Raw genomic sequence first — 24,073 nt, forward strand, 5'->3', positions numbered from 1 at the left:
TATTGAACATAATATACATTATGCGTAGTCATGATTGATCCTTTGCCAGGTCAGCCCGATACAATCCTTACCCTGCTTTTCACCCGGATTTGCCTCCGGCCCTGATAAACTCACAACTTGCATAATTCTTAGAATAACTGACAAGGACACGCATGCGGTTACTGTCCCTGCTATATCAATTCTTTTTCCGGGTTGTCCTGCTGTCGTTACTGGCCGTATCCGCGCTGGCGGATGATCGCAAGCCGGTATCACTGGCTGTGGTGGATTTGTCGCGCTCCCAGGATGCGCTGCTGGTGAACGGCACCCTGGTAGCAGATCGAGCAGCGCGACTTTCCGCGTCTGTTTCCGGGCTGGTGAGCAAATTGCTCGTGGATATCGGCGACAAGGTTGAGACCGGCGCCCCTCTGATTGAGCTGGATGCCGAGCTGACCCGTCTGGAGCTACAGCGTTCCCGGGCTGACTATCAGCAGCAACAGGCCACATTGGAAGACGCCCGCCGGCGACTGCAGGAAGCCAACAGCCTGGTGGCGAAGCGAAGCATCGCCGCCAGCGAAGTACGCAGCCTGGAATCTGAGGTTCAGGTGGCCACCTCGGGACTGGCCTCAAGCCAGGCTGACGTGGCGAGGCAGCAAGCCTTGCTCAAGCGACATACCCTTCGCGCCCCTTTCAGTGGTGTTATCAGCGCAAAGCTTACCGAGGTAGGTGAATGGCTGACACCTGGCACCACGGTCTTTGAGCTGGTGGGAAGCGATGATTTGCAGGCGGATTTTGCGGTCCCACAACAGTATTTTCCGCAGTTGTCCCTGGATACCGGCCTGGAGGTCTGGCTGGAGAAGGAAGACGACTCGGAGAGCTCGATAGCCGCAAGCATTACCGCAATTGTGCCTGTTAACGACCCTACTGCCAGAACCTTCACGGTGAGAGCCAGTGTTGACGGGAAATCCCTGACGCCGGGCATGGCGATCAATGGCCGGCTACAAATGCGCTCAGCAAATACTCGGCCCTCCGTACCCCGAGACGCCCTGCTCCGTGACAGCCAGGGCAATGTGACGGTCTGGATTGCCGAGGGCGACGATAAAAACCTGGTGGCGCGCCGCAAGGTCGTCAAAATCGCCTCGGGCCTGTCACAGCAGGTCACTATAGTCGAGGGCCTGAATCGTGGTGATCGTGTGGTTATCCGCGGCAACGAGAGCTTGCGGGACGGTGACAAGATCCGGGTGGTGGACTGATGTTCGAGAAGATTGTCCGCAATGGCACCCTGATGACGGTAGTGGTGTTGATCATCACCCTGCTCGGCGTTCTCGCTGCACTGCGCATTCCGGTTCAGATGATTCCCGATCTGGAAGTGCGAACCATTTCCGTGGTGACAAGCTGGCCCGGTGCCACGCCCCAGGATGTGGAAAAGGAAATCCTCATCGAGCAGGAAGAGTACCTGCGCAATCTTCCCAACTTGCGGCGGATGACCTCCTCCGCCGGCAGTGGCGAGGCGGAAATCGAGCTGGAATTCCCCTTCGGCGTGGATATCACCGACGCACTGATCCGGGTCAATAATGCCCTCAGTCAGGTCCCTACCTATCCGGATAATGTGGATCAGCCGCGCATTCTCTCCAGTTCGTTTTCCAGTAACGCCTTCATGTATTACCGCGTCTCTCCCCTGCCCGATAATCCTCGCGGGCTGGACATGGACATGATGCAGGATTTCATCGACGACGAAGTACGCTCGCGCATGGAGAGCGTGGCCGGGGTCTCCCAGGTGGAAGTGCGCGGCGGTGCCGAACGGCAGGTGCAGTTGCTGCTGGATGCCCAGAAACTGGCCCAGTTCGGGCTCAGTGTGGTGGATGTAAGGGATGCCCTGCGTGAGCGAAACCGGGATGTATCCGGCGGCGAGCTGGAAAGCGGTAAGCGGCGCTATTTGCTGCGTACTGTGGGGGGCTTCAAGGATATCGACAGCCTCAATGAACTGATTCTGGTCCGCAGCGGTGACTCCCAGGTACGCCTGAAAGATGTGGCGACCGTGGTACTCGATCACTTCCCGGTTCGCAGCCTGTCACGGGTCAATGGCGAGCCGGTGATCAGCCTGGCGGTGCGCCGGGAAACCGGCTCCAATGTCATCGACATCAAGTACGCCATGTTCGACCAGGTAACGCAGATCAACCGGGAAGTGCTGGAGCCGGCAGGCATGCGCATGGCGCTGATCGCTGATGATGTGCGTTACGTGGAAGCCTCGGTGGCCAATGTGTGGACCAATCTGGCCATTGGTGCGGTGTTTGCCACCCTGGTCATGTTCCTGTTCTTGCGCTCGGTGAAGATCACCGCCGTGGGCGTGATCGGCATTCCCATCTGCACCATTGCCGCATTTCTTGGCCTGCTGCTGGCCGGGCGCACCATCAATGTGATTTCCCTGGCGGGTATCGCCTTTGCTATCGGTATGACACTGGACAATTCCATCGTGGTGTTGGAAAGCATCGAGACGGAACGGCGCAAGGGGCTGGATCGCTTTCGCGCGGCAGTGAGTGGCATCCAGAAGGTGTGGCCCGCGGTGTTCGCCTCCACCATGACCACGGTGCTGGTATTTCTGCCGGTGGTGTTTATTCAGGAAGAGGCCGGCCAGCTTTATTCCGATATCGCCATTGCCGTATCCGCGTCGATTCTGGTCTCCATGCTGGTGGCCATGACGGTAATTCCCACCCTCTCCGCCCGGCTGGATTTCAGTGCCGTGGTGGCCCATGACGGCCAGCACAGCCGCTGGATGACCGCCCTGCACCGCCTTTCCGGTCTCCTGTCCAGTAGTCGCCCCCGGCAAGTGATCACCCTGCTGGCAACCGTGCTGATAGGTGGTGCTATTGTGCTGTTCCTGACGCCGCCGGCGGAATATCTGCCTGAGGGTGAGGAACCGAAAACCTTCGCCAGCATGAGCGCCCCTCCGGGTTACAACCTGAGCACCATGGAAGCCATTGCTGACGAAGTAGAAGCAGAGTTCTTGCCGCTGGTGGGGGCCGACCCGGCGGACTACGAGTCAGGAAAGCTGGCCATGCCGCCAATGAAGTATGTGAATATGGGTGTGGATGCGGAGCGCCTGCGCATCATCGCCGAGCCAGTGGATCCGACGCACATGGAAGCGATGATGGATGCTATCACCGAGGTCTATCAACGCTATCCAGGCATGGGGGCTTTCGCGGCTCGCGGATCGATCATATCCAGTAACGACGGCGGTACCCGCAGCGTGACCCTGGACGTGGCCGGGGCCGATCTGGCGGAAATCTACACAGTGGCCTCACGGCTGGAGCGCGAGGCCGAACAAGTATTTGATAATCCGCGCATCCAGTCCCAGCCTGCCAGCCTGTCCCTGGCCCAGCCGCTGATCGAGGTCCATCCGCGCTGGAGCCGTGCCGCCGAAGTGCAGTTTTCCACGCAAGAGCTGGGCTTTACGGTAGCGGCACTGACCGATGGCGCCTATCTGGATGAGTTTTTCCTGGGTGATGACAAAATCGACATCTATGCCTACAGCCACCGTACCGGCACCCGGCCGGAACTGGCTGCCCTCCCCGGCTTGCCAGTCCATACGCCTATCGGTGCGACGGTGCCACTATCATCCCTGGCTACCCTGAAGGAAACCGTGGACACCAGTGTGGTGCGGCGGGTCAACGGCCGGCGCACAGTAACACTGAATATCATCCCGCCCCGGGGTGTGGCCCTGGAAACCGGGGTCAGCCGGGTGCGTGGCATGATTCAGCAATTACGCGATGCCGGCGAGATTCCGGATACCATCAGCATTACCCTGTCCGGCGCCAGCGACCAGTTGCAGGCTACCCAGGAATCCCTGTCCGGCAATTATATTGTGGCGCTGATGCTGGTCTACCTGTTGCTGGTGGCTATTTTTACCCATTGGGGCTTCCCGTTGCTGATCATGACTACGATTCCACTGGGCATCGCCAGCGGCCTGCTGGGTCTGGCAATGATGAATGGTGTGGGCGCCTTGCTGCCAGTCCTGGGGCTGCCACCGCTAACCCAGCCCTTCGACATGATCACCATGCTCGGTTTTCTGATTCTGATGGGCACAGTGGTAAACAATCCGATCCTGATCGTGCATCAGGCGACGCTGAATTTCCGCGATAATGCCATGAGCGCCGTGGATGCCGTGAGCGAGGCCGTGGCCTCACGATTGCGCCCCATCGCCATGACCACCATTACCACGGTCTGTGGCCTGGCGCCGCTGGTGCTGATCCCCGGTGAGGGCACAGAGCTCTATCGGGGGGTCGGGGCGATTGTCCTGTTCGGGCTGCTCGGCACTGCCATTGTGACCATCACTTTCCTGCCAGCGCTGACTGCGCTGGTGCTTTCACTTTTCAAAAAGAGGGTCTGAATTTCGCAGCGTTCCTTTCTGACGGTTGACGGAAGCGCCAAAGTGACCACAAAGTAACTGAGGTTATCTCAGAGTAGGTGAGACATTTTGTCCCAGGGTTACGAACGGCGCAGTTGATCTATATCAAGAAAGCCGGGGAACGTGCTTGGTATCGTCTCCCGGCGCATCATTCGGAAGGGAACGTACATGGAAAACTCAGCGGTTTCACCCTCTTACAACTACACGGTGGTACGGCAATTCACCATCATGTCCGTTGTATGGGGGATAGTGGGTATGCTGGTGGGGGTGATCATCGCCGCCCAGCTTGCCTGGCCAGTCCTCAATTTCGAGTTACCCTGGTTCAGTTTTGGCCGGTTACGGCCACTGCACACCAACGCGGTGATCTTTGCCTTTGGCGGCTCTGCCCTCATCGGCACCAGTTACTACGTTGTGCAGCGAACCTGCCAGGCCACCCTGGCGTTTCCCAAGCTGGCTGCTTTCAGCTTCTGGGGTTGGCAGGCGGTGATTGTGGCTGCCGCCATCACCCTGCCCATGGGGTATACCAGCACCAAGGAATATGCGGAGCTGGAATGGCCCATCGACATCCTGATCACCCTGGTCTGGGTGGCCTATGCCATCGTCTTCTTTGCCACTATCGCCCGGCGTAAACAACCTCACATCTACGTGGCGAACTGGTTCTATGGGGCCTTCATCATTGCAGTTGCCCTGCTTCATGTGATCAACAACATCGCCATTCCCGTCTCGGCGATGAAATCCTACTCCGTCTATTCCGGGTCGATCGACGCCATGGTGCAGTGGTGGTACGGGCACAATGCGGTGGGCTTTTTCCTGACCGCAGGCTTCCTCGGCATGATGTATTACTACGTGCCGGTACAGGCCCAGCGCCCGGTATACTCCTACCGTCTTTCCATCGTGCATTTCTGGGCCCTGATCGCCGTGTACATGTGGGCCGGCCCGCATCATCTGCACTACTCTTCCCTGCCCGACTGGGCGCAGTCCGTGGGCATGGCATTTTCCATCGTACTGCTGGCGCCCAGCTGGGGCGGCATGATCAACGGCATGATGACCCTGTCCGGGGCCTGGCATAAGTTGCGCACGGATCCGATCATCCGCTTCATGATCGTTGCCCTCTCCTTCTACGGCATGAGCACCTTCGAAGGGCCGATGATGTCCATCAAGACCGTCAACGCGCTCAGCCACAACACGGACTGGACCATCGGCCATGTGCATTCCGGTGCGCTGGGCTGGGTAGCCATGATCACCATCGGCGCTATCTACGTCATGATTCCCCGCTTGTTTGAGCGCAAGCAGATGTACTCCATCGGCTGGATCAATGCCCACTTCTGGCTGAGCACCATCGGTACGGTGTTGTACATCGCCTCCATGTGGGTGTCCGGGATCATGCAGGGTCTGATGTGGCGAGCGGTAAACAGCGATGGCACCCTGACCTACAACTTTGTCCAGGAACTGGTGGAAAGGCAGCCGTTCTACGCCATCCGCCTGCTCGGCGGGGTGGTGTTCTTCGCCGGCATGGTGCTGATGGCTGTCAACGTCTACAAGACCATCGTTGCCGAGCGCGATACCCACGGCGACGACAACGTGCTGCAGGCTGCCTGAGGAGACCGACATGTCCAATGCCCATGAAAGAGTGGAAAAGAATGTCGGCCTGATGATTGTGCTGACGTTGATTGCGGTGAGTTTCGGTGGCCTGGCGGAAATCGTGCCACTGTTCTGGCAGAAGGCCACCACTGAGCCACTGGAAACTCTGGAGCCTTACACAGCTCTGGAAATGGAAGGTCGCGACATCTATATCCGCGAAGGCTGCCACGTCTGCCATACGCAGATGGTGCGCCCCCTTCGTGCGGAAACGGAACGCTATGGCGCCTACTCAGTGGCCGGCGAAGATGTCTGGGAGCACCCCTTCCTGTGGGGCTCCAAGCGTACCGGGCCGGATCTGGCTCGTGTCGGTCTGCGGCCGATCACCGAGCAATGGCACCGTGAACATTTGCGCGATCCGCGCCAGGTAGTGCCGGAATCGAATATGCCGGCTTATCCCTGGTTGCAGGAAAATCTCGTGGACTGGGGCGATACGGAACGAACCTTGCGATTGTTCAAGGACACCTTTGGTGTGCCCTACAGCGAACAGGATATCACCGAGCAAATGAACAAGATCAAGGGTGAGTGGGCTGATGCCACGGAAGAAGATGCCCTGGTGGCCTATCTGCTTTCCCTGGGCCAGGAACGTAAGGAGGTAGCACAATGAGCTTTCAAGCCCTGTTTACGCTGGTCTTCTTCGTCGCTTTTATGGCGATGACGATATGGGTGTATCGCCCCAGCCGAAAAAAAGACTACGAAAAACTCTCACACATGGCCCTTGAGGCTGACCGCCGCAAAGAGAGGGACGAGCAATGAGTGATTTCTGGAGCTGGTTCATCATCATTATCGTTGCCATCAATCTGCTCGGTTGTGCGGGCCTGTTGTTGTGGAACAATCAGATCTCTCCGGAGGAGGCTGCCAAGGAAACCACCGGGCACAGCTTTGACGGTATTCAGGAACGCAATGCCCCGCTTCCCCGCTGGTGGCTGTTCCTGTTTATCGGCACATTGATCTTCGCATGTGTGTATCTGGTGCTTTATCCCGGTCTGGGAAAGTTCCCGGGGGTGCTGAACTGGAGCAGTACACTGCAATACGAAAAGGAAGTCGCCCTGGTGGCGCGGCAGACGGACCCGCTGTTTGAGCAGTTTGGCAAAGTGCCGGTGGATGAACTGATCGAGTACCCGGAGGCTTTGGCCGTGGGTGGTCGTCTATTTGCCAACAATTGCGCCATCTGTCATGGCTCGGATGCCCGCGGCGCGAAAGGCTACCCGAATCTGGCGGATGATGACTGGCTATATGGTGGTGAGCCCAAACAGATCATTGCCAGTATTGCCCAGGGCCGCACAGGCATGATGCCACCCATGGCCGCTGCTATCGGCAATACCGACAAGGCAGTGCGCGACATGGCCATCTACGTGCAAAGCCTGAGCCGACCGGATCTGGCCAACGACGCGGATAAGGCCGCCGCCATCGAGCGAGCGAAGCCCAAATTCGCAGTTTGTGCCGCGTGCCATGGCCAGGAAGGCAAAGGAAATCAGGCCATGGGTGCGCCCGATCTTACGGACACCACCTGGCTTTACGGTCCGCGTCTGGAGGACATCGAGACCACTATTCGCGAAGGACGAAAAGGGGAAATGCCCAAGCATGAAAATCTACTCAGCAAAGAGAAGATTCATGTCATTGCGGCCTACGTTTACAGCCTGTCCAACAAGTCAGCCCCGTAACCCCAGGGCCATTGTCGCAGCCTGCAAAAGGCTGCGACAGGCCGAGTCGGCGGATCACGCCAGCAGTCTTCGAGGTGCGTAATGAGTGAGCGCGACCGCATTAAAACCGTTGATGACAGCCCGGAAGCACAGGGCCCCATTAGCCTCTATGCCAAGCGTAAACGGATCCAGGTGAAATCCATCAGTGGCCGTTTCCAGCGCATTCGCGATTTCAGCATCATCAGCACCATGGGGCTTTATCTTGCCCTACCCTGGATTCGCTGGGATGGACAGCAAGCTGTTCTCTTTGATCTGCCGAACCGGCAGTTCCATATTTTTGGCCTGACTCTCTGGCCGCAGGATTTCCTGTTTCTTTCCTGGGCGCTGATCATTGCTGCGTTCGCCTTGTTTTTTTTCACGGTTCTGGCCGGGCGAGTCTATTGTGGGTATGTATGTCCCCAGACTACCTGGACCCGCTTTTTCCAGTGGATAGAACAACTTTTTGAAGGTGACCGGCATAGTCGAATGAAGATGGACGAGGCGCCCTGGTCCATGAGTAAGTTGCTACGGCGCGGCAGTAAACATGTGCTGTGGTTGGCGCTGGCCTTTCTTACCGGCCTCACTTTTGTCGGCTATTTTTCACCGATTACGGATCTGACTGTTCGTATCTTCAGTGTTGAATGGGGTGGCTGGGAATTGTTCTGGGTAGGTTTCTTTACCGTTGCCACTTATATGAACGCCGGTTTCATGCGCGAGCAGGTGTGCCTGTATATGTGCCCCTATGCCCGTTTCCAGAGCGTCATGTTCGATCGTGAAACGCTCATCGTTTCCTATGACGAAGATCGTGGCGAACCCCGTGGCCGGGGTAGCAAGAAACGCAATCAGGAGCCGCAGGCTGTCGAAAAAGGCGACTGCATTGACTGTGGACTGTGTGTTCAGGTCTGCCCTACAGGCATTGATATTCGCGATGGGCTCCAATACGAATGTATTACCTGCGCGGCCTGTATTGATGCCTGCGACGATGTCATGGATCACATCGACAAGCCCAGGGGCTTGATCCGCTACACCACCGAGAATGCGCTGGAAGGGAAGGAATCCCGGGTGCTGCGTCCCCGGTTGATCGGTTATGGCATTGTCCTGCTGGCCATGGCTACCCTGTTTATGGCCACGCTCTATAACCGTGTGCCCTTGCAGGTGGATGTTCTGCGCGATCGCAATCAGCTTTTCCGGGTTGCCAGCAGCGGCCGCGTGGAGAACGTCTATCGCCTGGAAATTCTCAACAAGGGCCAGGATGCCCATCGTTATACACTGAGTCTGGAAGGCCCTGAGGGGCTGCGCATGGAAAACCGAACTGAGTTTACTATCCAGCCCGGGCAGCACCTGTCATTGCCGGTGACGGTAAGTTATGACCCCTATGAGGTGGAAATGCAGTCATCCACCATCTGGTTTTCAGTAAGGTCACTGAACGACCCGGACCTGGAGAAACAGCATGAATCCCGTTTCATCACCCCACGTCGATGATCGCCCCTGGTATCGATACCCGCTGCTCTGGCTGGCCATTCTGCTGCCGGCCAGTTCAGTGATTGCCGGCCTGACCACCCTGTATATTGCCGTCATCAATGCAGACAGCCCGGTGGTCGACGAGTGGTACAAGGAGGGCCGTGGAATTAACCGCTCCGCGGAACAGGAACAGATTGCCGCGCGACTGGGCATTGGCCTGGTGCTGTCCCAGGTGGGCGCCGGCGTTCAGGCAAGGCTGACCAGCGATGCCGGAATCCCTGCGCCAGAATTGATTACCGTGGCGCTGCGCCACCCCACCCTCAAGGAAAAGGATGTGTTGCTGACACTCCATCACCAGGGCAATGGCGTTTTTCGTGGCGACGGAGCTCTCCCCTCAATGGGCCGTTTTATCGCTACCGCCTCTACCCCTGAGGGGCACTGGCGTCTTTACCAAAGTGGCAACATTGAAGACGGTACGGTGCGCCTGGGTCACGCTACCAAGCCATGAATCAGAGCCTCACCCCACCCTGCTGGCACTGCGGGCAGCCTGCCCCGTCTGGTGCTTTCACCGCCCGCACCCCGGAGGGAAGCCGTGATGCCTGCTGCCCGGGATGTGCTGCCGCCATCGAGACCATTTACGGCATGGGGCTGGATGACTATTACCGGATTCGACAGGACGAAGCCCCGGCACCGGATGCACGCCGGGCAGAACTGGACCTGGCTCTGTTCGAGATCCCCGACCTGCTTGCGCCACACTGTGCGTCGCTGCCTGACGGCGAACGCCTGCAGCTGCAACTGAGCGGACTGACCTGTGCGGCCTGCAGCTGGTTAATCGAAAAAGCCCTGTCCACACAGCCTGGTGTCAGTCGCGCCAGTGTCAATCTGGCGGGCATGACACTGACAGTGGACTACCAGGGGGCACCGCAAGCCCGGGAAACCGCCCGCCGCATCCAGCAACTGGGTTATGGCGTTAGCCTGCCCGGTGATCCTGCCGCCACCGCAGCCAATCGCCGCGAGCACAAGCGCCTGCTGGGCAGGCTGATACTGGCCGGACTGGGCGCCATGCAGGCCATGATGTATTCCATGGCGTTGTATATCGGCGTCTTTGATGGTTCGGATGCGGTTTACGAGTGGGTCTTCCGCCTGGCCAGCTTTTTTGTCGCCACCCCGGTGGTCTTTTATGCTGGCTGGCCCTTCTTTCAAGGCGCATGGCGTGGGTTGCGCAATCGCAATCTGACCATGGACACCCCCATCGCCCTGGCTCTTTTCCTGGCCTGGGGCGGCAGCCTGGTAGCCATGTTCACCGGCGGCAGCCACGTGTACTTCGATTCCGCCGCCATGTTCGTTTTCTTCCTGTTGATCAGCCGCTGGCTGGAACACCGTCAGCGCCAGGCTATTAATGCGGGCTATGCGAGGCTTGGCGATACCCTGCCCCGTGCGGTTCGCCGTCTCAGTGGTGATCAGGCGCAATGGGTCAGTCTCAGGCAGGTGGCAGCCGGCGACCGATTGCTGCTGATTCAGGGTGATGTGGTACCGGTGGATGGCCGTATCATCGACGGCCAGGGCACCTTCGATGAAGCGGCACTGACCGGTGAATCTGTGCCGATAAGCCGGGGGCTCCATTCTTGCCTGGTGGCCGGAGCCCGCCTGCAGGAAGGCTCAATCACGCTGCAGGCAGAGTGCGCCGCAGACCACAGTCAGATTGCCCGAATCGCTGAACAGGTGGAGCTGGCCAGCCGCGAGCGGCTGGATGTGATCCGTGACTGGCACCGCATCGCCCCACTTTTTACCGCTGCGGTTCTTCTGCTGGCTGCCTTTACGTTGCTTTGGCACTGGCCGGCCGGGCCCGGCGAGGCTTTTGACCACACCCTGGCGGTACTGGTGATCACCTGCCCATGCGCGCTGGCGCTGGCTGTACCTCTGACTCTTTCGGCGACCCTGGGTACCGCCCTGCGCGAAGGAGTGCTGGTGGCATCGCCTCGCCAGCTGCTGCGATTACCCCATATCGGCGGGGTGCTCTTTGATAAAACCGGGACGCTGACTCTGGGACGTTTCTCGTTGGTGGACACCCAGGTTGCCGGTGAAGGGCAAAAGGCCGATCTGCTTGCCATTGTTTCCGCTCTGGAATGGAACAACCCTCACCCGCTGGCCCAGGCCTTTCGCGACATTGCGCGCAACCCGCAAATGACAGACATCCTGCCGGATGGAAATGGTATTACCGGCAACCTTCAGGGCCAGCAATGGCGCATCAGTGGCGCACCGCAACAGGCTCGCCCCGGTACAACCTGCCTGCAACTGAGCCGTGACGGCGCCGTGCAGTTGTATTTGTGGCTGCAGGACAGCATTCGCGAGGAGAGTGCTGCGGTAACACGGGCTCTTCGCCAGCAAGGGTTGGCTGTACGCATGGCAACCGGCGACAACGATGCCGCTGCCGGGCCGGTGGCCAGGGAATTATCGCTGGAGGAATGGCGTGCCGGCATGAAGCCCGCTGACAAGACCCGCTGGCTCAAGGAGCTGCAGACGACCACGACGCAAATGATGGTGGGTGACGGCATCAATGATGCGGAGGCCATGCTGGCGGCGGACGTATCCGTGGCCACCGCCAACGCCACCAGCCTGGCCCAGCGGGCAGCAGGATTGTATCTGCTCAAGGACAATCTGCAGGCGATACCGGCTTTGCCTGCACTTGCCAGGCGTTGCCAGCGCACCATTCGCCAGAATCTCACCTGGGCCCTGCTCTATAATCTGTTGGCGGTGCCCTTTGCCGTGGCCGGGTGGATTCCGCCCTGGGCTGCGGCCATCGGCATGTCTGCCAGTTCACTGCTAGTCACCCTCAACGCAACGCGAGTTACCCGATGGAAATCGTCCTCCTGCTGATCCCTCTGGCACTGCTGTTTCTTGCCGGGGCGATCTGGGCCCTGTTCTGGGCCCTGCGCAAGGATCAGTTTGATGATCTGGATAATGCCTCTTGGCGGGTGGTGTTCGAAGATCGTGAACAGCGCAAAGGCCTCCCTACGAGTAAAGAGGCTGCAGATCACGACAACGAGCGGGACTCATGATGCCAGAGAGCCCGGAATCCCTGCTGACTCTGCTTGCCAGTGCTCTTCTGCTGGCGTCTGCCGGCAGTGTTCACTGTATCGGCATGTGTGGCGGCATCAGCAGCGCGCTCACCTTCTCGATTCCAGAATCGCGCCGCCAGGGTAAGTCCCTGTGGGGCTGGCAGCTACTCTTCGGCATCGGCCGGGTCTCGACCTATATGGTGCTTGGTAGCCTTGCAGGGATGCTGGGCAAGGCGTTGCTGGATTGGCTGCCTGGCCCCTCCATGGCCATTGGGCTAGCCCTGTCCGGCGTTCTGATGTTGCTGCTCAGTGGTTATCTGCTCGGGCAAGGCGTGTGGCTGAAAAAACTGGAAGGTATTGGTGCCGGGCTGTGGCGCCGATTACAGCCCCTGACCCGGCGGCTACTCCCGGTAGATCGCCCGCTAAAGGCGCTGGCGCTGGGCGGACTATGGGGCCTGCTGCCCTGTGGCCTGATTTATACCGCCCTGGCCCTTGCCGTTACGGCCGGCAGCGCACCGGCTGGTGCATTGGTGATGCTGGTCTTCGGTATAGTAACCATCATCCCCGTGGCCATTACCGGTGTGATCGCCTCCCGGCTACAGCATTTTCGCAACGGCATCTGGCCAAAGGTGGCGGCATCACTGACGTTTCTGCTGGCGCTGGCATTCTTCTGGCAGGCCTGGTCCATGAGCCAGATGCCCCATCACGTTCACCCTGGTCCTGCCGATTCAGGCAAACACAGCCACCACCATCAGCCCGAGACTTGATCCAGGTCAACACAGTCAATTCAGGGCCCGCAATAATGGAGTAAATCACTTAACTGGAGAGCGGGTGTGGCTACCTGGGACAAAACATTGATCAGCCGGCATGGCGGTCCCGGACCGCGCTACACGTCTTACCCGCCTGCTCCCCAGTTTCACGAGGAAGTCAGTGAGTCGGATTATGCCGAGGCCATTGATGCTGGCAATGCCGCTCGCCGGCCGTTGTCGCTGTATATGCACATTCCGTTCTGCAGCACCGTCTGCTATTACTGCGCCTGCAATCGGGTTGTCACCGCCAACCGTGGCAGAGCGGCGGAATACCTGAAACGTCTGAAGCAGGAAATCGGCCTGCGCGCCGAACAGGTAGACAGGCAAAGGCCGGTCACCCAGATTCACTGGGGTGGCGGCACCCCCACCTTTCTAAATGATGCCCAGATCACCGAACTGGTCTATTACATGGCCAGACACTTCACCCTGCGTGAAGATGACCGTGGCGACTATGCCATCGAGATTGATCCACGCACCGTGGACCAGGCTCGTCTGGGGCTGCTTCGTGGCCTGGGCTTCAATCGCATCAGCCTCGGGGTTCAGGACCTGGATTTGCGTGTGCAGCAGGCGGTCAATCGGGTCCAGCCCTATGAAATGATTCGTCAGACCATGGGCTGGGCGCGGGATTTCGGTTTCAAATCCATTAACACCGATCTGATTTACGGCCTCCCCTGGCAGTCGGAATCCAGTCTGGCCCGCACCATCGAGCAGATTGCAGACCTTCGGCCCGAGCGAATTTCGCTGTACAACTACGCCCATCTGCCGGCGCGCTTCAAAATTCAGCGGCAGATACCGGATATGGCCTTGCCCAGCCCGGAAGAAAAGCTGTCCATGTTCGTCCGTGCCGGGCGCATCCTCCAGGATGCCGGCTATACCTTTATCGGCATGGATCACTTTGCTCTGGAAAGCGACGAGATTGCCGTGGCTCAGCGCAACGGGCTTCTGCACCGCAATTTTCAGGGATACACCCTCCACGGGGATGCGGATTTGCTGGGCTTTGGGGTCAGTGCCATCAGCCAGATCGGCAATCTTTACGCGCAGAACATGAAATCATTAAGTCATTGGTCGGATGCCATTGATCAGCACCAGTCCACCATTGAACAGGGTTATCTCCTGGATCGCGATGACCAGATGCGCCGCGACCTTATCATGCGCCTGTTGTGCGACCTGTACGTGGACATGAATCTGTTCAGTGAGCAGTGGCAAATCAATTTCCCTGACTACTTTGTGGATGCCCTGGCTTCCTGGGTGGAGTTTGAGGATCAGGGGCTGGTGCGCGTGGACAAGCAGCGGCTGGTGATCACCGAGCAGGGCCGGCTGGTAAGCCGGGCCCTGGTGATGCCTTTTGATCGCTATACCCAGAACGAGGCCCAAAATCGCTTCAGTCGCATCATTTGAACTATATTCGCTTGTTGTTCACCCTACCCTATACTGTAAGGTGAAATTTGCATTACGCAGCCATCAACCGGAGTCACACCGTGTCTCAACATGTTTCCTGCAATGATTGCAGTCTCAGCCCTGTCTGCCTTCCACTGGCAGTGGCGCCGACACAGCTCGACGAGCTGGATCGCATCATTCATCGGGGCCGACCCCTGAAACGCGGCGAACATCTGTTTCGCGCCGCCGACGAGTTTCAGGCGGTCTACGCGGTCCGCTCCGGCGCCTTGAAAACTTATGTGCTCAGCGATGAAGGCGACGAGCAGGTCACCGGCTTTTATCTCCCCGGTGAAGTGCTTGGCATGGATGGCATTAGCACCGCCCACCACATGTCCAACGCCAAGGCACTGGAAACCGCCACGGTGTGCGAGATCCCATTCTCCAAACTGGAAATGCTGTCCCAGCGCATCCCGTCGCTGCAGCACCATTTCTTCAGCCTGATGAGTAACGAAATTCGCTCAGACCGTGAGCTGCATATGCTGCTCAGCAAGAAAAATGCGGATGACCGGGTGGCATCCCTGTTGATATCCATGTCAGCACGTCACCAACGCCGAGGGCTTAGCGAGCGGGCATTCCGTCTTCCCATGTCGCGCTATGACATCGCCAATTATCTGGGCCTGGCGGTGGAGACTGTCAGCCGTATCTTTACCCGCTTCCAGCAAAATGGCTGGTTACGCGTGGAGGGACGTGAAGTGGAGATCCTAAATCGGCGAAGCCTTTGTGGAGAGCAGAGTCTGGAAGTAAGCCTGTGACCGCCCCGGTACTGGCCATTCTCGACAGTGATCTGAAGGCTCCCCAGCCTGCGCTATACAAAGCCAGACAGGTGGCGGATTCCACCAAGGCGCCACTGCATGTTCTGGTCAATGCCTATTCCTCCGCTATGGTTCGCGCCGTTGGCGTTGACCATGAACGACAGGACGCCGCCCGCGCACAGATTCACAAAGCCTGGCAAAACAGGATCAGTGAATTAACCGATAGGGAGCGCTGTCAGCTTTCCATTCTGTGGCACAAAGACAGCATGGCCGCATTGCGTGAGAGCATCCTCGACCTGCAACCCGCCATGGTGGTTGTGCATACCAGTGAAGAAAGCGGCCTGCGCCGGCATCTTTTCACCCCGCGGGACTGGCAATTGATTCGCAAGGCGCCCTGCCCGGTGCTGTGTGTTCATGGCCGTCAGTGGCCCCATGCACCGAGAGTTCTGGCCGCCCTGGACCCGGGTACAGAAGAGCAGCCCCAGGATGCCCTGGCGGTTAACGTGCTCGGTGCGGCAAATCATTTTGCCGGCAATCTTGGTGGCACCCTGCGCGCTACTCATGTGCTTGATGAAATGGACGACAGCCTGATTCTGCTGGTGGGCGAAGCGATTCCCGATTACAGCGGCGGCATGGAAAAGGTGCGCCAGTTTTACCGTGATCGCTTTCAGGCATTTGGTGCCGCCCACGGCCTGGGGCCGGACCAGATGACAGTGCTGACCGGCCCGGTGGCGCCGACCCTGGCGAAATACTGTGACGAACATGATATGGACGTACTGGTGGTAGGCACCGTGCATCGTAACCTGCCGGAAAGGCTGTTACTGGGCGCCACAGCAGAATCCGTGATTACCCGTGCCAGCACGGATGTGCTGGTCATCAAACCCCAAGGTTTCCAGAGTCCCTGGCAAGCCTGATCAGGAGCATAACGTAATGACAGACAAGAAAGACTTTGCCGACAACATTCGCCAGAAACTGGAAGACTGGGATTATCAGCTGGATCGCCTGACCGCCCGGTTGGGGGACAAGCGTGAAGAGTGGCGTAGCGACGCGAAGCAAAAAATTGCGGAGATTCAGGATCGTCGCGACGAGCTGGAAGCCAAACTGGAAAAACTGGAGTCTCACGGCGAAGATGCCTGGGATGACATCAAAGCCGGCGTGGAACTGGCCTGGGATGGTTTGAAAACCGGCTTGCTTGCCGCCCGCAGCGAGTTTGAAGACAGAGACTGACCCCGTTTCAGGAGCGCCCCAGTGGCGCTCCTTCACCAGGTCTACTGCTCGGCCCGACGAAACACCGGCTTGTCCGGGGTCGACAGATCCGAAGCAAAGCAATAACCCGCCACATCGAAATTCTTCAGTTTGGCCGGGTCCTTGATGCCCTTCTTGATAATCCACGCCGCCATCAGGCCACGGGCCTTCTTGGCGTAAAAGCTGATCACCTTGTACTTGCCGTTTTTCTCATCCTGGAAGACCGGTTCAATGATGCGGCCATTGATCCCTTTCTTGTTCACCGACTTGAAATACTCATTGGATGCCAGATTGACGAGCACGTCGGTTTTCGCCGCTTTCATATCCTTGTTGAGCTGTTCAGTGATAATGTCGCCCCAGAACGTATAGAGATCCTTGCCGCGTGGGGTATCCAGTTTGGTACCCATTTCCAGGCGGTATGGTTGCATCAGGTCCAGCGGGCGTAGCACGCCATACAGTCCTGACAGCATTCGGAAGGACGTCTGGGCCTCCTTGAGCTGGTTGTCCGTGAAGGTGTCGATTTCCAGGCCGGTATACACATCGCCCTTGAAGGCAAACGCCGCGGGCCTGGCATTCTTCTTGTTGAAGGGTCGCTGCCACTGGGCAAACCGCTCCACATTCAAGTGCGCGATCTTGTCACTGACACCCATCAGGCTGCTGACATCCGCCGGAGAAAGCTGGCGTGCCCGCTCGATCAACACATCGCTATCATCCAGCAATCGGGGCTGGGTGGTTTTCAGCGTTGGCAATTCGCTCTCGTAATCCAGGGTTTTTGCTGGCGATACAACAATCAGCATGGCCTACTCCTTTACATATGACTCCCGGGATTATATGAATCAGGGGGAGCGAGGTCTGCAATTCTGGAGAATAAATGCGCCTATTACTGGTATTGACTGTCATTATCGCGGTTACCGTTCTGCTCTGGGGTAGCTGGCAATGGGGGCGTCGACCGTTTTATCTGGTGCTGAGCCTGGTACTGGCCGGCCTCATGGTACTCGGCATCGGTGTCTGGCAAGGCGGCCGTGACGATCAGGTGCGGCTTCCCCCTGATGGGATCGAGGTAACGCTGAAAGAATTCCTTGCCTCTGAATCCGGCGTGCGCCTGACCGGCAACCTGGCCAACCGCAGTGAAATGAATGTGGCAGCGGTAACGCTTCAGGCCCGCGCCCTGTCCTGCCCGAAGGCGGAGAATGACTGCACTGTGATCTACCAGCAGACCATTGATGTGCAAATGTACCTGCCCGCTGGTCAGGATTACCCCTTTGCAGTTGTCAGTCGTCATCCGAAAGAAGACACCCCGGTGGATCGCTGGGAACTGGAAGCGATCGACAAGCTGGCCTACCCGCAGTCGTAGACTGGCATCCTGCAGGGTGAATCGTCACAATGCGGCCTTCAAATTCCCAGGAGTCATTATGGCATCACTGATTCCCGGCCAGCTCACCCCGATTGGCGATCATGCCTGGCGGGTTCTGGCGCGCAACCCGGGCATGATGACCGGGCCTGGCACCAACAGTTATCTGTTTGGCAAGGATAGCCTGACGGTCATTGATCCCGGCCCCGAGGATCAGGAGCATCTGCAGGCTCTGCTGCAGGCTGCCCGCACCCTGGGAAAACCCATCGACCAGGTGGTGGTCACCCATACCCATCGAGACCATTCCCCAGGCGCTCTGGCATTGGTGGCAGCCACCGGGGCTCGTTGTCTGGGCCCCTCGGTACCCGATGACGGCCTGCAAGACGAGAGCTGGCAGGCAGACCGTCTGTTGGCCGAGGGAGACCGGGTGGATTGCGGCGGCGTTTCGCTACAGGTAATTGAAACCCCGGGCCATGTGGGCAACCACCTGTGCTACCTCAGTGATGATGGCATGCTGTTTACCGGCGATCACCTGATCCAGGGCTCCACCGTAGTGATCGCTCCTCCCTCCGGTTCCATGCAGGCCTACTTTGCTTCGCTACGCAAACTGCAGCAGCGCGGCATAACACGGATGGCTCCTGGTCATGGCGATCTGATCAGCGGCCCGGAAGAAACCCTGACCCATACACTGGCGCACCGACAGAAACGCGAAGACAAGGTGCTGGACGCCCTCTCGGGTGACCCTCAAACCCTGGCAGTGTTGGTGAAGGTGGTCTATGACGACGTGCCGGAATTCCTGCACGGTGTGGCCCAATTCTCCCTGCAGGCCCACCTGATCAAGCTGGCCGAAGATGGCAAAGCCGAAGAAACCGATCAAGGCTGGCACAAAACCTGATTGCGCCAGGGAAGCGAGTGTCGATAGGCAAAAGCAAACCAATGCTACGGTTTCGGTTTTCGCGAATTCTTACTCGCTTCCTGCTACGTCCATTCGCATCTCAAGCGATGCTCCTACAGGAGCTCAGCCGAAGGCGGTTTTCGCGGTTAACTATGCACCGTTAACTGCCCTTCACAACCACCCTTTACGCTTGAAAAACCAGTAAGGCGTCATGCCGGACAGCAGCATCAGGCATATCGCCATGGGATAGCCATAAACCATGTTCAGCTCCGGCATGATCTCGAAGTTCATGCCGTAGATACTGGCAATCATGGTCGGCGGCAGGAACACCACCGCGGCGATGGAAAAGATCTTGATGATCTGGTTCTGCTGGATATTGATGAACCCCTGCGCCGCATCCATCAAAAAGTTGATCTTGTCGAACAGGAAGGTGGTGTGTGACATCAAGGTGTCCAGGTCATGCTGCACCTCGGCACAGGTGCGACGGCGAACCTTGTCGGTGCGGACATAGCGCTGAATAAAGGAAATGGAACGCTGGGTATCCATCAGGCAGAGGCGAATCTTGCCGTTGGTATCCTCCAGCCGGGCCAGTTTTTCAATATCGTCTTCCAGCTCTCCGTTCTCCTCCTCCAGCACGCTGTACCCCACTTGTTCCAGGTCACGGTGCACATCCTCGAGGGCATCAGCCAGGTTTTCCACTTTTTGCTCGAGAATACTCAAGAGGATATCTATCGGCTGCTTTGCCTTTACCCAGCCTCGGCGTACGCGCAGTCGCAGTAGCCGGAAATCGGGTAACCGGGAATCCCGGAATGACAGCAGACGACCTTCCTGGACGACAAACGCCACCGTGGACGTACGAGCGCGCCCCTCGGACTGGAACAGAAACAGGGAGTGGACATGCAGCCCCTGCTCATCGCTGAAGAAACGGGCGGACGCTTCGATTTCTTCCATGTCATCAGAGGCCGGCAGTTCCGCTTCCAGAAACTGTTGCACCAGCTCGCGTTCGTTTTCCTCCGAGTCCACCAGATCAATCCAGCTGGCATCATCAGCCAGAGTGGGCAGGATGCTTTCCGTGTCCTTTTCACGCAGAACACCGTTTTCGATGCGGAAGATATGCAGCATGATGTTTCCCTGATCACCATCGCCGGCAAGATACCGGCAGCAATTTGATATAGTACGGAGCTTATGACTGTCAACGATTCCGGGTCCGCAGCCGGCCAGAAAATGCCGGAAGCGATTACCCTGGCCGGTCAGGCCAGGTTATGGCTTTGGCACCATGCCCTGCCCGCTGCGCAGCACCGGCTATTACAAGCAGATCTGAATGCGGCACTGGACTGGCAGCAGCCACGGATTCAGGTATTTGGTCGTTATCATACCGTACCACGGCTCACGGCCTGGCATGGCGATGCGGGCATTCCCTATCGCTACTCCGGTCACCAGCATGTGGCGGATGGCTGGCCGGACGTGTTGAAGCCGGTGCGCGATACCGTGAGCGAACTGTGCGGGCACCCGTTTAACTCGGTGCTGGCCAATCGCTATCGTAACGGCAAGGATTGCATGGGCTATCACAGTGACGACGAACCCGAGCTTGGCCCGGAGCCCTGGATTGCCTCTTACAGCCTGGGTGCAGAAAGGGATTTCGTGTTTCGCCCCCGTGGTGGAGGCCGCCAGTGTTTCTCGCTGGCGCTACCGGATAACAGCCTGCTGCTGATGAGCCCTCAGGTGCAGCAGCAATTCCAGCATGCGCTGCCGCGGCGACAACGGGTTCAGGGTGAGCGTCTCAACCTGACGTTTCGCAGAATCTTCACCGGCATCAGCCCCAGAACGCGTAACTGAGCAGAATGGCGGCGATCAGTCCCGCCGCATCCGCTGCCAGACCACACCATAAGGCATAGCGGAAATCACGGATCCCTACGCTGCCGAAGTACACCGCCAGCACATAGAAGGTGGTTTCTGTGGAGCCCTGCATCACTGCAGCCATGCGCGCGGCCAGGGAATCCACACCCTGAGTCTGCATCACATCCACCATGGCTGCCCGGGCCCCGGAGCCGCTCAGCGGTTTAAGGAACGCCACCGGGAGCGCGTCCACAAAACGCGTATCCCAGCCAATGGCGGCGGCCCCGAAGCGAATGCCATCCAGGAACAGGTCCAGCACCCCGCCCGCTCGCAACATGGCAATGGCCGCCAGCATGGCCACCAGGTAGGGGATCAGCCGCACCGCCAGGGTGAAGCCCTCCTTGGCGCCCTCCACAAAGGTGTCGTAGCTATCTACCCCACCCCGCCAGGCAGCAACAAAGAAAGCACTCAGTACCAGCAACAGAATGCCATTGCCAAGCAAGCTCGACAGCGTGTTGGCGAGCTCCGTGGGCGCCAGCCAAACAATGGTCCCCAGCGCGGCCAGCATGGCCAGCCAGATACCGGCCACCACCAGCAACAACGGATCGCGCAGAGATATACGCTGGACCCGGGCGGTGACCAGAATGCCCACCAGAGTGGATACCGTGGTGGCCATCAGCAAAGGCAGGTAGACAGCAGCCGGGTCACTGGCGCCCTGCTGGGCCCGGAACATCAGCACTGTCACCGGCACCAGGGTCACTGACGAGGTGTTGAGCACCAGGAACATGATCTGACTATCCGTGGCCCGTGTCGGCTGCGGATTACCCTGCTGCAGGCGCTCCATGGCCTTGAGTCCAAGCGGTGTGGCGGCATTGTCCAGGCCCAGCATGTTAGCGGCCAGGTTCATGGAAACCGGTGCGGATGCTTCAGGAGTGCGCCGAACCCCCGGCATCAAGCGGGCCAGAACCGGCTCCACCCAGGACGACAACCGTGCGGCCAGATTGCTGGCCTCGGCCATCTTGAATAGCCCGCTCCACAGTGCCAGTACCCCGATCAGGCCCAGGCTGACCTCAACGGCCAGGTCGGCCGCCGACCAAAGGGCATTGATCAAACGCCCCGGCGCCGCCATGTCACCACCAATGAGCTGGGTCACCGCTCCGGCGATACCCGCAAGGAAAAACAGGCTGAACAGTCTGTGCAAAGCATCCCCCGTACGCTAGGGTCGTGGTAATTTGTTGAAAATCCGTAATTTGGCGACTTTTATGACGGTGCAACTTCGCGCTTTCACGGTAGTCTACAGGTTATAGAGAAATTCAACCGCGAATGACCGCTTTCAGGCCGTCGTCTATACTGCAGGTAAACCGTTTGAGAAACAGCATGTCACTAGTTCGTAAGTTCTTCCCTCTGGCACTGGCACTGGTCCTGCTGGGTGGCGCCATTCAGGGAGTGAGCGGCCTTCGTTCAGAGCCGGAGGTTCAGGGTGACCTGAAACCCACCAGCGACCAGCTGGATGCCGCTGCGGAAATTGCTGCCAACTTGAAGCACCACTATCGGCGGTTGGAATTCGACAACTCCTTGTCCAGCCAGGTGCTGGACAGCTATCTCGAGGACCTGGACCCCAATCGCCAGTATTTCCTGGCCAGCGACATTCGCGAATTCGAGCGTTACCGCAACAAGCTTGATGACCAGCTAAGCGATGGCCAGCTGGAAGCCGGTTACACCATCTTTAATCGTTTCCAGGAACGCCTGGAAACCCGATTGGAGAAGCTGCTGGACACCATCGAGAACGATCTGGAGTCATTGACCTTCGATGATGAGGAAACCGTGCTGGTGGATCGGGGTGAAGCGCCCTGGGCAGCGGACGAGGCGGCGCTGGACACCATCTGGCAACGCCAGCTGAAAAATGCAGTGCTTTCCATGCGGCTCAATGACAGCTCATTGGACGACATTCGTACCCGTCTGACTCGGCGCTATGAAAGCCAGCTCAAACGAATTAACCAGAACACCCCGGAGGATGTGTTTCAGGTCTATATCAATGCCCTGACACAGACCTTTGATCCGCATACCAACTACTTCACACCGCATAACTCGGAAAATTTCGACATCAGCATGAGCCGCTCCCTGGAAGGTATCGGGGCAGTGCTGCAATACGAAGACGGTTATACCAAGGTGGTACGCCTGGTTCCTGGCGGCCCTGCCGCCAAAAGCGGCCAGTTGAAACCGGCTGATCGGATCGTCGGGGTTTCCCAGGATGGCGAAGCACCGGAGCCGGTAATCGGCCTGCGCCTGGATGAAGTGGTGGATCAGATCCGTGGCCCCAAGGGGACCAAAGTCAACCTGGAGATCATCCCTGCCGGCAGTGCCAGCGAGCACGACACCCGTACCATCACCATCGAGCGCAACAAGGTGGTGCTGGAGGAACAGGCCGCCAAGAAGGATGTGATCACCATTGAGCGTGATGGCGAAACCATGAAGCTGGGCATTATCGAAATTCCAGCGTTTTACCTGGATTTTGCCGCCTTCCACCGGGGCGATCCCAACTACACCAGCACCACCAGTGATGTGGCCAAGCTGTTGGTGGAATTACGCAAGGAAAACATCGACGGCCTGGTAATTGATCTGCGCAACAATGGTGGCGGCTCCCTGCTGGAAGTTAACAAGCTGGTCAGCCTGTTTATCAATCGAGGCCCCACCGTGCAGGTGCGCGAGTCCAGTGGCCGCGTCAGTATCGAAGGCGACAAGTTTCCCGGAGTACTGTATGCCGGCCCCATGGCGGTGATGGTCAATCGCTTCAGTGCTTCCGCCTCGGAGATTTTTGCCGGTGCCATGCAGGATTATGGCCGCGCCCTGATTGTCGGTGACCAGACCTACGGCAAAGGCACGGTACAGACCCTGCTGGATCTGAATCACGGCAAATTGAAGATGACCAATGCCAAGTTTTATCGGGTCTCCGGCTCCAGTAACCAGAATCTGGGCATCGTACCGGACGTGGATATGCCTTCGCTGATCGACAAGGATGAGGTGGGGGAAAGCTCCCTGCCCAACGCCCTGCCCTGGGATGAAATCGACTCGGCAAAATACCAGCGGGTGAGTGATATTGTCCCCTACCTGCCTCAGCTGCGCGAAAAGCACTCCAGCCGTATTGATAAGGACCCGGAGTTCATCTACGTGGAGTCCCTGCGCAAGCTTCTGGAGGAAAATCGCAACCGGATCGAACTGTCTCTGAATGAGAAAAGTCGCACCGCTACACAGAAAGCGCTGGACAGCGAACGCCTTGCCATTGAGAACAGTCGCCGCAAATCCCGCGATGAAGAGCCGCTGGGCAGCATCAAGGAACTGCGTGATCTGGAGGAGCAGCGGGCGCTGGACCCGGAAAGTGATGAAGAGTCCATCGACGAAGATCCCTACGTACGGGAAACCGGGGAGATCCTGGTGGATTACATGAGCCTGATACGAGAGAACCAGGTGGCCCGGCAGGGCTGATCTTGGCTGCTGTAATAAAAAACCGGCTTTCGCCGGTTTTTTTT

The 24,073-nt window shown here is 58.3% G+C and carries 22 protein-coding genes; 19 read left to right on the forward strand and 3 right to left on the reverse strand.

The annotated features are described in order from the left end of the window. The first annotated feature begins 152 nt into the window (after positions 1 to 152). The 15 genes from T9A_RS01225 (at position 153) to T9A_RS01295 (ending at position 16,446) form a co-directional block, all read left to right on the forward strand. Positions 153 to 1,229, forward strand: coding sequence for an efflux RND transporter periplasmic adaptor subunit (locus tag T9A_RS01225; protein WP_052042418.1), 1,077 nt, complete (start codon positions 153 to 155; stop codon positions 1,227 to 1,229). Then, positions 1,229 to 4,363 (forward strand): efflux RND transporter permease subunit, encoded by a 3,135-nt coding sequence (locus T9A_RS01230; RefSeq protein WP_035244402.1) that lies wholly within the window; start codon positions 1,229 to 1,231, stop codon positions 4,361 to 4,363. Before T9A_RS01225 ends, T9A_RS01230 begins: the two co-directional genes overlap by 1 nt. A gap of 186 nt (positions 4,364 to 4,549) precedes the next feature. Further along, complete coding sequence (gene ccoN, locus T9A_RS01235) at positions 4,550 to 5,980, forward strand: cytochrome-c oxidase, cbb3-type subunit I (protein ID WP_035244404.1); 1,431 nt, start codon at positions 4,550 to 4,552, stop codon at positions 5,978 to 5,980. Positions 5,981 to 5,990: 10 nt separating this feature from the next. Continuing rightward, positions 5,991 to 6,626 carry a cytochrome-c oxidase, cbb3-type subunit II gene (gene ccoO, locus T9A_RS01240; protein ID WP_035244405.1) on the forward strand — a complete coding sequence of 212 codons (636 nt, stop codon included), beginning with the start codon at positions 5,991 to 5,993 and terminating at the stop codon, positions 6,624 to 6,626. Next, complete coding sequence (locus T9A_RS01245) at positions 6,623 to 6,775, forward strand: cbb3-type cytochrome oxidase subunit 3 (protein ID WP_035244407.1); 153 nt, start codon at positions 6,623 to 6,625, stop codon at positions 6,773 to 6,775. Before ccoO ends, T9A_RS01245 begins: the two co-directional genes overlap by 4 nt. After that, a complete protein-coding gene (ccoP, locus tag T9A_RS01250) occupies positions 6,772 to 7,683 on the forward strand; it encodes a cytochrome-c oxidase, cbb3-type subunit III (protein ID WP_035244409.1) in 912 nt (303 codons plus the stop codon). The genes T9A_RS01245 and ccoP overlap by 4 nt, the downstream gene beginning before the upstream one ends. An 81-nt stretch (positions 7,684 to 7,764) precedes the next feature. Next, positions 7,765 to 9,183, forward strand: coding sequence for a cytochrome c oxidase accessory protein CcoG (gene ccoG, locus T9A_RS01255; protein ID WP_035244410.1), 1,419 nt, complete (start codon positions 7,765 to 7,767; stop codon positions 9,181 to 9,183). After that, positions 9,152 to 9,670, forward strand: a complete 519-nt coding sequence (locus T9A_RS01260; protein WP_035244412.1) for a FixH family protein — start codon at positions 9,152 to 9,154, stop codon at positions 9,668 to 9,670. Before ccoG ends, T9A_RS01260 begins: the two co-directional genes overlap by 32 nt. Then, the gene (locus tag T9A_RS01265) at positions 9,667 to 12,039 is read left to right on the forward strand and encodes a heavy metal translocating P-type ATPase (protein ID WP_035244413.1); all 2,373 of its coding nucleotides are present in this window, start codon (positions 9,667 to 9,669) and stop codon (positions 12,037 to 12,039) included. Before T9A_RS01260 ends, T9A_RS01265 begins: the two co-directional genes overlap by 4 nt. Further along, positions 12,018 to 12,221, forward strand: a complete 204-nt coding sequence (gene ccoS / locus T9A_RS01270) for a cbb3-type cytochrome oxidase assembly protein CcoS (RefSeq protein WP_035244415.1) — start codon at positions 12,018 to 12,020, stop codon at positions 12,219 to 12,221. The genes T9A_RS01265 and ccoS overlap by 22 nt, the downstream gene beginning before the upstream one ends. Continuing rightward, positions 12,218 to 12,988: a sulfite exporter TauE/SafE family protein gene (locus tag T9A_RS01275; RefSeq protein WP_232221951.1), complete on the forward strand. Its 771-nt coding sequence runs from the start codon at positions 12,218 to 12,220 to the stop codon at positions 12,986 to 12,988. Before ccoS ends, T9A_RS01275 begins: the two co-directional genes overlap by 4 nt. Before the next feature lie 66 nt (positions 12,989 to 13,054). After that, entirely contained in the window at positions 13,055 to 14,428 is a 1,374-nt protein-coding gene (gene hemN, locus T9A_RS01280) for an oxygen-independent coproporphyrinogen III oxidase (RefSeq protein WP_035244418.1), read from the forward strand. A gap of 47 nt (positions 14,429 to 14,475) precedes the next feature. Then, positions 14,476 to 15,219 carry a fumarate/nitrate reduction transcriptional regulator Fnr gene (gene fnr, locus T9A_RS01285; RefSeq protein ID WP_084573355.1) on the forward strand — a complete coding sequence of 248 codons (744 nt, stop codon included), beginning with the start codon at positions 14,476 to 14,478 and terminating at the stop codon, positions 15,217 to 15,219. Continuing rightward, complete coding sequence (locus T9A_RS01290; RefSeq protein WP_035244420.1) at positions 15,216 to 16,133, forward strand: universal stress protein; 918 nt, start codon at positions 15,216 to 15,218, stop codon at positions 16,131 to 16,133. Before fnr ends, T9A_RS01290 begins: the two co-directional genes overlap by 4 nt. Before the next feature lie 16 nt (positions 16,134 to 16,149). Beyond that, complete coding sequence (locus tag T9A_RS01295) at positions 16,150 to 16,446, forward strand: sll1863 family stress response protein (RefSeq protein ID WP_035244422.1); 297 nt, start codon at positions 16,150 to 16,152, stop codon at positions 16,444 to 16,446. Between the two features lie 41 nt (positions 16,447 to 16,487). Here T9A_RS01295 and yaaA read toward each other — a convergent pair whose 3' ends face one another. After that, entirely contained in the window at positions 16,488 to 17,261 is a 774-nt protein-coding gene (gene yaaA, locus T9A_RS01300; protein WP_035244424.1) for a peroxide stress protein YaaA, read from the reverse strand. A 74-nt stretch (positions 17,262 to 17,335) separates the two neighbouring features. Between yaaA and T9A_RS01305 the strand changes: the two genes are divergently transcribed. Then, entirely contained in the window at positions 17,336 to 17,818 is a 483-nt protein-coding gene (locus T9A_RS01305) for a hypothetical protein (RefSeq protein ID WP_035244426.1), read from the forward strand. A 58-nt stretch (positions 17,819 to 17,876) separates the two neighbouring features. Next, the gene (locus T9A_RS01310) at positions 17,877 to 18,710 is read left to right on the forward strand and encodes an MBL fold metallo-hydrolase (RefSeq protein WP_035244428.1); all 834 of its coding nucleotides are present in this window, start codon (positions 17,877 to 17,879) and stop codon (positions 18,708 to 18,710) included. A 171-nt stretch (positions 18,711 to 18,881) separates the two neighbouring features. Here T9A_RS01310 and corA read toward each other — a convergent pair whose 3' ends face one another. Then, positions 18,882 to 19,832 carry a magnesium/cobalt transporter CorA gene (corA, locus tag T9A_RS01315; protein ID WP_035244430.1) on the reverse strand — a complete coding sequence of 317 codons (951 nt, stop codon included), beginning with the start codon at positions 19,830 to 19,832 and terminating at the stop codon, positions 18,882 to 18,884. Between the two features lie 63 nt (positions 19,833 to 19,895). Here corA and T9A_RS01320 point away from each other — a divergent pair, with 63 nt between their 5' ends. Further along, complete coding sequence (locus T9A_RS01320) at positions 19,896 to 20,546, forward strand: alpha-ketoglutarate-dependent dioxygenase AlkB family protein (RefSeq protein ID WP_232221952.1); 651 nt, start codon at positions 19,896 to 19,898, stop codon at positions 20,544 to 20,546. Here T9A_RS01320 and T9A_RS01325 read toward each other — a convergent pair. Continuing rightward, entirely contained in the window at positions 20,524 to 21,747 is a 1,224-nt protein-coding gene (locus T9A_RS01325; protein WP_035244432.1) for a spore maturation protein, read from the reverse strand. The genes T9A_RS01320 and T9A_RS01325 overlap by 23 nt on opposite strands. Positions 21,748 to 21,923: 176 nt before the next feature. Between T9A_RS01325 and T9A_RS01330 the strand changes: the two genes are divergently transcribed. Further along, positions 21,924 to 24,029, forward strand: a complete 2,106-nt coding sequence (locus tag T9A_RS01330) for a carboxy terminal-processing peptidase (RefSeq protein WP_035244434.1) — start codon at positions 21,924 to 21,926, stop codon at positions 24,027 to 24,029. Positions 24,030 to 24,073 lie beyond the last annotated feature (44 nt).

Source organism: Alcanivorax jadensis T9 (assembly GCF_000756655.1).
In the GTDB taxonomy this organism is placed as follows: domain Bacteria; phylum Pseudomonadota; class Gammaproteobacteria; order Pseudomonadales; family Alcanivoracaceae; genus Alcanivorax; species Alcanivorax jadensis.